At 34.3% G+C, this 13,512-nt stretch carries 13 protein-coding genes; 2 read left to right on the top strand and 11 right to left on the bottom strand.

Features of this window, described 5'->3' with window-relative positions:
* Nucleotides 1-247 precede the first annotated feature (247 nt).
* Nucleotides 248-898 carry a glycoside hydrolase domain-containing protein gene (locus ACW2QF_RS12040; RefSeq protein ID WP_455716250.1) on the bottom strand — a complete coding sequence of 217 codons (651 nt, stop codon included), beginning with the start codon at nt 896-898 and terminating at the stop codon, nt 248-250.
* A 250-nt stretch (nt 899-1,148) separates the two neighbouring features.
* Here ACW2QF_RS12040 and ACW2QF_RS12045 point away from each other — a divergent pair, with 250 nt between their 5' ends.
* Nucleotides 1,149-1,676 carry a hypothetical protein gene (locus tag ACW2QF_RS12045; protein ID WP_455716251.1) on the top strand — a complete coding sequence of 176 codons (528 nt, stop codon included), beginning with the start codon at nt 1,149-1,151 and terminating at the stop codon, nt 1,674-1,676.
* A 116-nt stretch (nt 1,677-1,792) separates the two neighbouring features.
* On the opposite strand, the gene ACW2QF_RS12050 is transcribed toward ACW2QF_RS12045, so the two are convergent.
* The 9 genes from ACW2QF_RS12050 to ftsH form a co-directional block, all read right to left on the bottom strand.
* A complete protein-coding gene (locus tag ACW2QF_RS12050) occupies nt 1,793-2,047 on the bottom strand; it encodes an HPr family phosphocarrier protein (RefSeq protein WP_455716252.1) in 255 nt (84 codons plus the stop codon).
* Nucleotides 2,044-3,027 carry a DNA-binding protein WhiA gene (whiA, locus tag ACW2QF_RS12055; RefSeq protein ID WP_455716253.1) on the bottom strand — a complete coding sequence of 328 codons (984 nt, stop codon included), beginning with the start codon at nt 3,025-3,027 and terminating at the stop codon, nt 2,044-2,046. Before whiA ends, ACW2QF_RS12050 begins: the two co-directional genes overlap by 4 nt.
* Nucleotides 3,028-3,043: 16 nt before the next feature.
* A complete protein-coding gene (rapZ, locus tag ACW2QF_RS12060) occupies nt 3,044-3,916 on the bottom strand; it encodes an RNase adapter RapZ (protein ID WP_455716254.1) in 873 nt (290 codons plus the stop codon).
* Nucleotides 3,917-3,946: 30 nt separating this feature from the next.
* Nucleotides 3,947-4,858, bottom strand: a complete 912-nt coding sequence (murB, locus tag ACW2QF_RS12065; protein ID WP_455716262.1) for a UDP-N-acetylmuramate dehydrogenase — start codon at nt 4,856-4,858, stop codon at nt 3,947-3,949.
* A gap of 333 nt (nt 4,859-5,191) precedes the next feature.
* Entirely contained in the window at nt 5,192-6,136 is a 945-nt protein-coding gene (locus ACW2QF_RS12070) for an ROK family glucokinase (protein ID WP_455716255.1), read from the bottom strand.
* Nucleotides 6,137-6,161: 25 nt separating this feature from the next.
* Nucleotides 6,162-7,085, bottom strand: a complete 924-nt coding sequence (gene hprK / locus ACW2QF_RS12075; protein ID WP_455716256.1) for an HPr(Ser) kinase/phosphatase — start codon at nt 7,083-7,085, stop codon at nt 6,162-6,164.
* A 114-nt stretch (nt 7,086-7,199) separates the two neighbouring features.
* Nucleotides 7,200-9,080: an excinuclease ABC subunit UvrC gene (gene uvrC / locus ACW2QF_RS12080; RefSeq protein ID WP_455716257.1), complete on the bottom strand. Its 1,881-nt coding sequence runs from the start codon at nt 9,078-9,080 to the stop codon at nt 7,200-7,202.
* 41 nt (nt 9,081-9,121) lie between these two features.
* Nucleotides 9,122-9,952 (bottom strand): Cof-type HAD-IIB family hydrolase, encoded by an 831-nt coding sequence (locus ACW2QF_RS12085; RefSeq protein WP_455716258.1) that lies wholly within the window; start codon nt 9,950-9,952, stop codon nt 9,122-9,124.
* 83 nt (nt 9,953-10,035) lie between these two features.
* On the bottom strand, nt 10,036-12,051 hold the full coding sequence (ftsH, locus tag ACW2QF_RS12090) for an ATP-dependent zinc metalloprotease FtsH (RefSeq protein WP_455716259.1): 2,016 nt from the start codon (nt 12,049-12,051) through the stop codon (nt 10,036-10,038).
* 349 nt (nt 12,052-12,400) lie between these two features.
* Here ftsH and ACW2QF_RS12095 point away from each other — a divergent pair, with 349 nt between their 5' ends.
* Nucleotides 12,401-12,850: a YaiI/YqxD family protein gene (locus ACW2QF_RS12095; protein WP_455716260.1), complete on the top strand. Its 450-nt coding sequence runs from the start codon at nt 12,401-12,403 to the stop codon at nt 12,848-12,850.
* Between the two features lie 110 nt (nt 12,851-12,960).
* Here ACW2QF_RS12095 and ACW2QF_RS12100 read toward each other — a convergent pair.
* On the bottom strand, nt 12,961-13,512 hold a 552-nt coding region (locus tag ACW2QF_RS12100; RefSeq protein WP_455716261.1), incomplete at its 5' end, for a methyl-accepting chemotaxis protein.

Below are 13,512 nucleotides of genomic sequence, written 5' to 3' on the forward strand. Positions count from 1 at the left end.
TCATAAAGCAATTTACATGATTAATCTGATATGCTCCTAATGTCATTAAGTTAAGTAAAAAAGAACGCTTGCATCCATAAAAGAAGATGTAAACGTTCTTTTTTAGATTTGATAATAATCCACAAGCAACAATAAAAACTACCAGTAGGAAGATTCCTACTGGTAGAAAAAATTTATATTTTTTATTAGTTTACAAGACGGTAGGCAGTTCAAATCAATATAAGTTCTTTATTTGATGATTTTACTTTTACTTGGCTGGATTTACAGTTGAAGAGGAACTAACATCTACTTTTATTGCATACCCTCCAATTGTTATTGTCTTATTTTGAACTAATTGCCATGCTTTAGCATAAGAAACTCCACTACCTGATGGTGCAGGAGCAGTATCGGTAATTGGTGATCCAGAGTATGTCCCAAGTCTATAAACCCAATAACGTAAAGAGTATAGTGAGCATTCAGCTTTGATTTGGTCTGCAGTAGAAGAGTACGAACAATATACAGCTGATTTATAAGTACCTTCATATGCAATCTCTGCAATAAATGTATGAATATACTCTAGAAATCGACTACTTAATGTTCCTCCTTGTTCAACATCAAGGTAAATATACGTTCCGCTGCTAAAACCTGCATTTTTTGCTAATTGAATTGCGTACTGTGCTCCAGATGTTGCCCTAGCTGACGTTAAATCTGCATCAGTAGACTGCTGGCCAACATAAATTGGGACTAAGTTATATCCCATATTTTCAAGTGTTGTCTTTTTACTCATCCAACCTGTATCTGAATGAGAATCTGCCGGTGCCAGATAAAAACCTGTCCATTTAATGTTTGAGTTGTTTTTCCATGCTTTCATTTGAGTATCTCCTGGATATCCAGAGACATCAATACCCCAGTATGCCATATTAATTTCCTCGCTTTCTGATATTTTGTATGTTTTTAGTTACGTTATAGAAAAAGTAAAAAAAGAAATTTTTGTAAACTATATATTGATAAATTTACAAATAAAAACTATACTTATACTAGAAAGGAGAGAACCATTAAAATTGATTCATAATTATGATAATATTTGATTTAAGACACTGATGAAAATGTTAATGAGAAAATAGAATAGAAAGGAAAAGTATAATTAAATAAATCATATAAGTAAGAATATGAAGCAATGTATAGTAAGATATACCAAACTAATGTTCATAACTACTAGTTTACTTATCTTTTTGTGTTCGTGTAATAATTCGGTAGATAATACTCGTGATTCTATTGAGTTTGAAAAAGTATATTCTGGATTTATTATGTGCGATTCTGATATGACAAACGAATATAAAATGTCTGATTATTATATTATCACAAACGAGAAAGACTGGGAAAGATGGAATAGTAAATATACACTCAAATTTCCATACTTCCAAGACGAACTTGATTGGGATCAGTATTGCTTAATAACATATGCATGGGTAGGTGCTAAAGATTTTGGAAATACTATTGATGATATTGATACTCTAGATTTCGATAACGATGGCGTTTTAACGATTACTTATGATAGCAACCCTAAAAGCTCTATATATGCGTTTGATACTACAGATATAAGACACGTAGCTATTGAAGTTATAAAAATTAAAAAGTCCGATTTACCATCAAATGTTCGATCTTCCTACTATGAATATTCAACTGAATCTAATTAATTAGACAGCAAATGAAACAGGAATTAACGGGAATTCTTTTGTATCAGACAAGAAAATAGTGGTAAAAGGCTATACACCTAAAAACACTTAGGTGTATAGCCTTTTTGTTTTACGTACTACTTACTACTTAAATACTTTTCAATGTTCTCCATAGCTGCTTCTTCATCAGTTCCATCAGCTATAACAGTAACTGATTCACCAGCTGCGATAGCAAGACTCATCATCCCCATAATGCTCTTAGCGTTAACTTTCTTCTCTTCGCTTTCTACATAGATTCTACTTTCGTATTGGCTAGCAACTTGAACAAGTAAAGCTATAGGTCTTGCTTCTAAACCAGATGGAATCTTAATTGTTATTTGTTTTGTAATCATAACTTATCCTCCTTATGTTCCCTTAAGTTATCTGCAATAATACTTAATTTTCTTAATCTATGATTAACTCCTGATTTACCAATTGGTATGCTAAGCATTTCTCCTAATTCCTTCAAGGATGCTTCCGGGTGAGCCAATCGAAGGGTTGCTATCTCCTCTAATCCTTCATCTAATTCACCAAATCCAATTAACTTTTTGATAAATAGGATATCTTCCACTTGCTTAGAAGCAGCGGCAACAGTCTTATTAATATTTGCAGTTTCGCAATTAACTTGCCTGTTAATAGAATTTCTCATTTCTTTTAATATTCGTACATTCTCTAAATTCATCAAGGCAATATGTGCCTCCATTACATTTAATATGTCGACAATTTGAGAACCTTCCTTTAGATAAACTACAAAATATCGTTTTCGTTGAACAATTTTTGCTTCAATACCAAATACATCTAACATCTCGCGTAACTGAACTGCTTTTGACCTTGTTGGTAACGCAATTTCAAAGTGATATGATTTACTCGGATCACTGATAGAGCCAGATGATATAAATGCTCCTCTAATGAATGCTCTTTTGCAGCAAGTATTTTGAACAACAATATTATCAACTATAGATAGATTTTCTTTAATTTCACCATATTCAGTTATTAGCCTTGTTGCTCCTAATATATTCTTAGCAACTTCAGGATCTTTTACTATGACACTATATATAATTCCCTTTTTTAAGGTTTCATCTGAATCATTTTGGGCTTTTTTTCGTCTTACTAATATCTCAGGTTTTATATTAAAGGCTGCTATTAATAAGTTTTGAAACTTTCTAGCTACAGTAAGATTTTCAGAATGGATCTTAATCCTATATTCATCTCTTACAGAAATAGAAATTCTACCACATAAACTAATGATGGCAGCAACTTCTGCTATTTGACAATGTCTAGCCGAATTAATTTGCTTTGATAATTCTTCTTTTACATCTTTTGAAAATGACATTGCTATTCACCTCAGACTAGCTTTTTTTAAGCGCATCTTTCTTAATATCTCTATGTTCGACTTTAATTCCATATTCTAATTTAGATAATCGATTACCTAAAGCATTCGCAATGGTTACAGAGCGATGCTTGCCACCTGTACAACCTATACCTACGACTAATTGATTCTTTCCTTCTTCTATATAATTAGGAATTAAGAATTCCAGCATATCTTCTAACTTGTCAAGAAACTCTTTGGCTTTTGGCGATGACATAACATACTCAAAAACCGGTTTTTCATTCCCTGTCTGCGGTTTTAGCTCCGGTATATAATACGGATTTGGTAAGAATCTTACATCAAATACCAAGTCACAATCCATTGGAATACCATACTTAAATCCAAAAGAGAGAATTGTTATATATAAGTTCCCGTATTCCTGTTCCTGAACAAAGATTTTATCAATTTCACTTTTAAGCTCACGAATTAATAGATGGCTTGTATCTATTATAAAGTCTGCTTGTTTTTTTAGAAATTCTAATTTCTTTCTTTCTATCTCAATCCCTACATCTACTCTACCGGTTCCTGATAGTGGGTGGTTTCTTCTTGTTTCTTTAAAACGCTTCACAAGGACTTCATTCCCAGCATCAAGGTAAAGAATTTCGTATGAATATCCCTTGCTTCTAGCTTCCACAAGTATTTCATTTAAACCATCTAATGCTTCCCCGCTACGGATATCAATACCTAATGCTATCTTATCAAGCTGAGAACTTTGATCATAGGTAATCTGTGCGAACTTTAAGATAAGTTGTATTGGTAGATTATCTACGCAAAAATAACCGATATCCTCAAGCATCTTTAATACAGAGCTTTTACCTGCTCCTGACATTCCTGTAACGATTACAAACCTCAAGATAAAACCTCCCACTACAACTTAACACTGTTAAAATTCACCTAAGAAACGTACTTCCGGCTCCAACATTACTTGATTTTTCTCATATACAATACGCTGTACATCACTAATAAGCTGTCTAACCTCACTTGCAGTACCATTTCCAACATTAACTACGAAACCACAATGTTTCTCTGACACCATAATATCGCCAACACGGTATCCTCTTAGACCTGCATCCATTATAAGTTTACCTGCAAAATATCCTTCAGGACGTTTGAATGTACTTCCTGCACTAGGAAATTCTAATGGTTGCTTCTCCGCTCTCTTTTTATCAAACTCTTTAATTTCTTCTAGTATATCTTCCTTCTTTCCAGAAGATAATTCAAAAGTTGCTTCTAACACTACGTAAGAATTCTTTTGAACGATACTAGTTCTATATCCTAATTGTAACTCTTCTTTATTAAGAGTTAGTAACTCACCATCTTGACTAATAACAGTTGCGGATTTGATATAATCTTTTATCTCATATCCATAAGCACCTGCATTCATTGCTACCGCACCACCAAGAGTTCCAGGTATTCCCGACTCTCCTTGTAAACCTGCTAGGCCATGTTCAGCTGCCTCTCTAGCTAATCTAGAAAGCATAACACCTGCACCTGCTGTAACAATGTTATTATCAAATTCTATTCGGTTAAACTTCTTGTAAATCTGTATAATTACACCTTTATAACCTTTATCTCCAACTAATAGATTACTACCTTTACCTATAATATAGTAAGGTGTGTTACTCTCCGTACACACTTGAATAACTAACTTTAGTTGGTCCTTATTCTCAGGAGTAACAAAGTAATCTGCTGGTCCCCCTATTTTGAATGTTGTGTGTTTTGCAAGCGGTTCGTTTCTTACTATATTCTCCTCTGATAAGATCGCTTTTAATTTCTGATTTATATCATTCAAAATAATACCTCTTTTTTTATTTATATATTTATATGAAGTCTAAAATATCTTGATAACAGTATACTCTGTCATATCTTACAAATTTTCTATTATTCTTTAGTACATTGTTATAATACAATACTTAATTCTTTATTTCAACTATAAATCTATATTTTTACTCTCAATTTTAAAATTTGGTAATTAATGCAGTTATGTAATTTTACTGTTAAAAATTCTTGTAAAGGCGAACAATTCCACCTCATTTTTAGTGATTTTCTCAGTAAGGTTAACAAGAAAAGGACCCCCATCTATAATGAATGTCCTTTTCTTATAAATATCGTATCTACTTTTTATAGATTATTGATTAATAACTAATTTTGCAGCTCCTACGATACCGGCATCATTACCAAGTTCAGCTAATTTGAATTCTTTGTCCTTATGCGCATGGAATGCATATTTTTCATAATGGCGTTGAATAACATCAAGTAAGATAGCTCCCGCTTTAGAAACACCTCCACCAATTACAAATACATCTGGTTCAACAACTGCTGCTACATTAGCACATGATACTCCAAGATACCAACCAAGTTGTTCAACACATTCCGTAGCTAATTGATCCCCTTCTTTTGCTGCATCAAAAATCATCTTTGCTGTAAGATTTTCTTTATCACGAATTGTAGATTCTTCTTCTGATTTTGCTAATAACTGTTTTGCAACTTTCACAATTCCAGTAGCGGAAGCGTATTGTTCTAAGCAACCTCTTTTTCCACAATTACAGGAATCTTCTTCGTTATAATTAACAATCATATGTCCAATCTCACCAGCAGCGCCTTTTGTTCCAGTTATGATTTTTCCATTATGTATGACTCCACCGCCAACACCAGTGCCAAGTGTAATCATAATCATATCGCTATATCCTTTACCTCCACCAAGCCACATCTCTCCCAGTGCTGCAACATTGGCGTCATTTCCAGCATTCACATTAGTAATTCCAGTTAACTTCGTTACCTCTTCAGCAACGTTGAATACTCCCCATCCAAGGTTAACGCATGTTAATACTGTTCCATTCGCATCCACAGGTCCTGGCACACCGATACCAATTCCTTCGATTTCATCTTTGCTTATTCCTTTTTCTTGCATTTTATCAGATAATGATGCACTAATATCTGGTAAGATACCACTTCCACCATTCTCTTTATTCGTCTTAATCTCCCATTTATCAACAATTGTACCATCTGTCATAAATAGACCAATCTTAACTGTAGTACCTCCAATGTCAACTCCAAAACAATACTTCTTCATATCCGTGTTTCCTTTCTCCCATCTTTTATTTCTTCATCAAGTTGTTTGTTACTCGATTATATAATTCTCTAGCAGCATTATAACCCATCTTCTTTTGTCTATAGTTAACTGCTGCTGATTCTACGATAATTGCAAGATTTCTGCCCGGACGAATTGGAATCTGATGGCAAACAACTTTATTACCTAGGAATTCTGTATATTGCTCTTCTAATCCCAAACGATCATATTCTTGCTCCTTATTCCACTCTTCCAATTTAATTACTAAATCAATTGACTGTGTATCCTTAACACTCTCAACACCGAATAATGTTTTAACATCAATAATACCGATACCTCTAAGTTCAATAAAGTGACGCGTAATATCAGGTGCTGTTCCAATTAAGGTTTCATCGCTAACTTTCTTAATCTCAACAACATCATCGGTTACCAAACGATGTCCTCTCTTGATTAGTTCTAGCGCTGCTTCACTCTTACCAATACCACTTTCACCCATGATAAGAACACCTTCACCATATACGTCAACCAAAACGCCATGAATAGAGATTCTTGGTGCTAATTCCACCTTAAGCCAACGGATTAATTCTGACATAAATGCCGATGTTGGCTGTTCTGTTCTAAACAAAGGAACACCTTTTTCAGTTGCTAATTCAATTAAATTAGGGTCGATTTCAATATTCCGGCAAAATATAATACAAGGAACTTTATAATCCAATAATCTAGTCATAATGCTAACACCATGGTCTTTTTCCATCTTTTGCATATAGGCATGTTCAACATTACCAATTAATTGAACACGATCGGAATCAAAATAATCAAAGAATCCCGCCAACTGTAAGGCTGGTCTGTTTACATCTGTCTGGGTAATTTTTATATCGTCAATATTAATTTCTGGCGTACAATTCACAAGTTTCATTTTTTCAACTACTTTTTTCAATTCTACTGTATACATACATGATCTCCTTCGCCATTTAAATTTCCGTATCCCCTAGCTAGATTTATCTAGTTCGTTACTTCTTATAAGCTATATTACCATACTATTTTTTTAACTTCAATTGTAAGTTTTTTAAGCATTTTGGTCCTCTTTATTGTGAAAAAAGTCGTAAACTTGTTTTGCAGCCTTTTCGTTCATCGTCGGAACAATGCTTAGTTGTTCAATTGTTGCTTCCTTGATTTCATCTAATGAAAGGAAATTCTTCATTAATTCTTTTCTTCTCTTCTGCCCAATACCTGGTATATCATCTAATATAGAGTGTACTTGGCCTTTGCTTCGTAGTGAGCGATGATACTCGATAGCAAAACGGTGCGTCTCATCTTGAATACGGGTTATTAATTTAAATCCTTCACTATTACGATCAATTGGAATCTCTACATTATTAAAATACAAACCTCTCGTTCTATGGTTATCATCTTTAACCATTCCACAAATCGATATGGATAAATGTAATTCTTCCATTACTTTAAGAGCTATATTCACTTGACCTTTACCACCATCCATCATAATTAAATCCGGAAATCTGGTAAAGCTTCCATGTTCTAAATCCATGTTCTTCTCAATCAACTCTTCTTTTTCTTTTTTGCCATGGGTGAAACGTCTGGTTAATACCTCGTTCATACTCGCATAATCATCACTTCCAGTAACCCACTTGATCTTAAATTTACGGTAATCGTTTCTCTTTGGTTTTCCATTCTCGTATACTACCATGGAACCAACGGATTCAAATCCGTTAATATTAGAAATATCGAAGGATTCAATTCTCTTTATAGAATCTAATCCCAACCAATTCTCGATTTCTTTTAGGGCGCCTTTGGTTCGTTGTTCTTCCTTCTTAATCTTCTCCGAATCTTGTTGTAATACTAAGGAAGCATTCTTTTCTGCTAATTCCACTAACTTTTCTTTTTCACCCTTCTTAGGTACACGAATATATACTTTCTGTCCTCTCTTAGCCGTCAGCCATTCTGTAATTAGTTCCGTTTCTTCCAATTCTTCTTGTAGAAGCAATTCTCTTGGAATGAATGGTGTTCCTGCATAGAACTGCTTAACAAAACTAGTCATAACTCCTGATCTAGTATCACTCTCTACACCTGTTAGGTGATAGTGTTCCCTTCCAATCAATTTGCCATTACGTATAAAGAATACCTGCACTACAGCCTCATCACCTGCCCTGGCAAATGCAATAATATCTTTATCCTCTTGATTTGACGTATTGGTAATCTTCTGCTTCTGTGCCATATGGCGAACGCTTGTCATAAGATCACGATATCCTGCAGCTTCTTCAAATTCCATATTCTCTGAAGCTTTCATCATCTTCGCTTCTAGCATTGACAAAACTTCACTGAAGTTTCCGTTAAGGAAGTCAATAATTTGATCAATGGATTTTTTATATTCCGCTTCAGATATATAACCTTGACAAGGTCCACTACATTGTTTGATATGATAGTATAAACATGCTCTTTCTTTCCCTATATCCCTAGGCAAATTACGATTACAAGTACGAATCTGATATATCTTACGAAGCAGATCAAGCGTGTCCTTAACTGCTAATCCACTGGTATATGGGCCAAAATATTTTGCTTTGTCCTTCTTTACTTGTCTTGCGATCATAACTCTTGGATATGCTTCTTGTACGGTTACTTTAATATAAGGATAGTTCTTATCATCCTTTAACATGGTATTATATCTTGGCATGTGTTCTTTAATTAAATTACTTTCTAATACCAATGCTTCTACTTCTGAATCGGTTATAATATATTCAAAATGATCAATTTTCGATACCATCTTAACGATTTTGGGCATAAGATTTCGGCTACTTTGAAAATACTGCCTTACACGATTCTTTAAACTAATCGCTTTCCCTACATATATAATTGTGTCATGCTTATCACGCATGATATAGACACCTGGCTTTGCAGGAAGCTTCTTCAATTCTTCTTCTATATCAAACATACTTCCTCCATAGACTCTTAATTACACTACAACAAGATAAACTAAGCCAATCTTCTATTGTCCTGAATTAAGTATTCTTCAATAATATGAGCAACTCCATCTTCTTCATTAGATTTTGTTATTTTATCAGCATGCTTCTTTACAACTTCTTGTGCATTACTCATAGCAACACCTAAACCAGCATATTTAATCATGGTTAAGTCATTATAACCATCACCTATTGCTATTAATTCTTCTCGTTGTAAACCTAGGTGTTCTAAAAGATGGCCTAAGGAATTGGCCTTATCAACGTTCATAGGCATAATTTCGAGGAAAAATGGTTCTGAACGATAGATACTTAATCTATCACCATACTTTTGTTGCATCTCCTTTTCCAAAACGGCTAACTTCTCTGGCTCACCTGTCATTAAGCACTTATTCACATCAAAGGTAACATATTGGTCAAAGTTATCCACATCATTCACTTTAATATTGTTGATTTTTGCTTCTATATCTACGTATTTATCATGATTACAACCACAAATTACATCATCACCCTCATACGTTATAATACTTACATTATGTTCCACTGCTTCTTTATATAGAACAGGAATCATATCCTGCGGCAACACATTTTGATAAATTACTTCTCCTGTTTTACAACTGATAATTTTTGCCCCATTGAATGCAAGAATATATCCGCCTTTTTCTTCTAACTTTAATGTTTTTGAAATGCCACGAATTCCTGCTGTTGGCCTACCAGAAGCTACAATAACTACTTTCTCTTCTCTCATAGCTCTACTTACTGCTTGTTTTGTTCTTTGTGTTACTTCTTTCTTTGCATTGGTTAATGTTCCATCAATATCAAGTGCAATTGCTTTGTATGTTTTCATATATTTTTCTCCTTAATTACTCTCATTACAAATTCTTTTATCTTCAAAAGACTGTCACATATTACATGTGACAGTCTTTCTCATTACTTTATCTCTTCACTTTTGGCAGTATCAAACTCATCTTCTGCCTGTGGTTTATCATCTGTAATTATATCTTCTTTTACTTCAAAAATCTCTGATTCGTTAGAAACTTCTTCTGATGCTTCTATCTCTTTAACTTCTATTGTTTCATCTTCACTTTTTCCTTTTTCAGGTTCAGGAATTCCTTTTACCTCTCTATAGATTTTCATGAATTCCTTACCTGTAATTGTCTCTTTTTCAAGTAAGAACTCAGCAATCCTATCAAGTGTTTCCAGGTCTCCTTCAAGAAGACTAACTGCCCTGTCATAGCATTCTTTTAAAATACGTATTACTTCATTATCAATCTCTGCTGCAGTAGCATCTCCACAATTTAATACTGGTCTGCCATCTAAGTAACGGTTCTCAACAGATTCTAGTCCCATCAAACCAAATCGGTCAGTCATACCAAATTGCGTTACCATCGCACGGGCTATCTTTGTTGCTTGCTCAATATCATTGGAAGCACCAGTGGTAATCGATTTGAATACGATTTGTTCTGCAGCTCTACCACCAAATAAAGTTGTAATTCTCGTTAGCAACTCATCTTTTGAGCTCAGATATTTCTCTTCTTCTGGAACTTGCATTACATAACCAAGAGAACCCATCGTTCTTGGTACAATCGTAATCTTTTGTACTGGCTCTGAATCTTTTACTAATGCCGTTACTAGTGCATGCCCAACTTCATGATATGCGACAATTCGTTTCTCTTCTTTACCAAGTATACGATCTTTCTTTTCCTTACCTGCAATTACTACCTCAACAGATTCAAATAAATCCTCTTGGGTTACAACCGTTCTACCATCTTTTACAGCCATAATTGCAGCTTCATTAATCATGTTAGCAAGATCAGAACCAACAGCTCCTGATGTTGCCAATGCAATTGCTTCTAAATCAACAGAATCATGCATTAATACATCTTTTGCATGTACCTTTAAGATATCAACACGTCCCTTTAAGTCTGGTTTATCTACAATTACTCTTCGATCAAAACGGCCTGGCCTTAATAAAGCTTTATCTAATACTTCCGGACGGTTTGTTGCAGCTAGAATTACTAAGCCTTTCGACGTATCAAATCCATCCATTTCGGATAACAATTGGTTTAATGTTTGTTCTCTCTCATCATTACTTCCACCGTAATGGCTATCACGACTCTTACCAATGGCATCAATTTCATCTATAAATATAATACATGGTGCCTGTTGTTGTGCCTGTTTGAATAAATCTCTTACTCTTGATGCACCTACACCAACGAACATTTCAACAAAGTCAGAACCAGATAACGAGAAGAATGGTACTTTGGCTTCTCCTGCTACTGCTTTTGCTAATAATGTCTTACCTGTTCCTGGAGGTCCTACTAATAAGGCTCCTTTTGGTAACTTTGCTCCGATACGAGTATATTTACCAGGATTGTGTAAGAAATCAACTAATTCTTTTAAAGATTCTTTCGCTTCCTCTTGTCCCGCAACATCTTTAAATGTTACTCCTGTCTCTTTCTCAACATAAACCTTAGCGTTACTTTTACCTACTCCCATCATTCCACCGCCGCCTTTACTAACCATGCGGTATACCATCGTCATTACTAAACCTATCATTAAAAATGGAAATAAATAGATGACAAAGTCTAAGATGCTTGCACTTGTATCATGTACTGGTCCTGTATATTCTACCTTCGCATCATCTAATGCCTCATATAGACCAGGATTATTCAAATAACCTGTATAATATGTGATAGAGAACATTCCATTTGTTTTCTCTTCTTTCGGAATAATAGTAATCCTACTAGAATCAATCTTAACAGACTTAACTTTATCTTCCTTTAACATATCCATAAACTCTGTATAACTAACTTCTATTTTTGCGCTTTCTTTTAACTGATTTGTCAAATAGTAAAATAAGAAAAATGCACAGAGAGTAGCTATTACAAAGAATACGATACCTGTTTTATTCCCATTCTTTTTATTTGAATTGTTATTGTCCATTCTCCACCTCCGTATGCACTGACTCTATATTAGAACGACGGCGTCAAACTGGCGCCGCCGACCTATGTTCATTATAATGTTAGTATTTCCATAAATCAATAGAATAATGTCTTAAATTTTTGTGTCCTATTAATAAAAAGAAAGTTATAAATATAAATGCTGTGAAAATATATAAACAGTACTTGTAAACCCTCTAACATTCTGGCATATTATAATAGTATATGAGAGAAATTCAAACCTTACTTATATAAATATAAAGTTATATAAACACCTAGTAGGATTAGGAGAAATCTAAAACGGTTATTGCCTCCTGAATCCTTGTAGTTACTATGTCAGAAAGGATATTCCTATGAAAATATTAGTCGATGCTGATGCATGCCCGGTTAAACATATCATTGAGAAAGTTGCCAAAGAGTTTTCATTACCTGTTATTATGATTATTGATACAAGTCACATCTTGGATTCTGATTATTCAGAAATCGTTCAGGTTAGTAAAGCTCCCGATGCAGTTGATATCGCCTTAATTAATCGAACTGGGGCAGGCGATATTGTAGTTACTGGGGACTACGGTGTCGCTACTATGGTACTTGGTAAGAAAGGGTATGCTATCAATCAAAATGGACGTATCTACACCAATGATAATATTGATCTTCTTATGTTTGAACGACATATTGCCAAAAAACAACGTCGTGGAGGGGTACGGACTTCAAGTATTCGCAAAAGAACCAAGGAAGATGACGACCGCTTTGAGCATTCTTTTCGTAAATTATGTCAGCTTGCCTTAAGCCAACAAATTTAAAGTCCATATGTATCTAATTTTTGAAAAATAAATATAGCAACCCAAAAGGCATAAACCTCTAAGATCGAACCAAAAGAGATTTATGCCATGTCATTATATCTCATATAATACTAAATTTCTTTTACTGCTTCTTGAATGGTATTTGACAATGTTTGTATGCTCTCACCCTGTGCTGCTATCTCCTGCGTCATAGCTGCAATGTTTGAAATTCTATCATTCATAGCGTACACACTTGCAAGTAAATTCTTAATTGCTTCAATGCTTGTATTAATCTTTGGAATTGTGTCAGATGCCTCTCTTTTATTCTCTTCAATAAGTTTCTTGGTAGACTCAGATAAATTTCTAATCTCATTGGCTACTACCGCAAAACCTTGTCCAGCTTGTCCTACTCTTGCAGCTTCAATGTTGGCATTTAGCGAAAGCAAATTAGTCTGACTGGCAATGTCCGCAATATCTTTATTACTTTCATTGTAAACTTCAATAAAATCAGAGAATATCCCAAGTGATTGTTTAATTCTCTCGCACTCAGCACTGATTTCATGTACTAACTGCGTAATATTAGTAGCATCATGAGCAGTCAACTCATTTGCTGGAGGCAATGCTGGTACTCCTGAATTCAACTGTATGAATTGGTCAATAATTTCATACAGTTTCGCTTTATG

It is taken from the genome of Anaerosporobacter sp. (assembly GCF_965301125.1).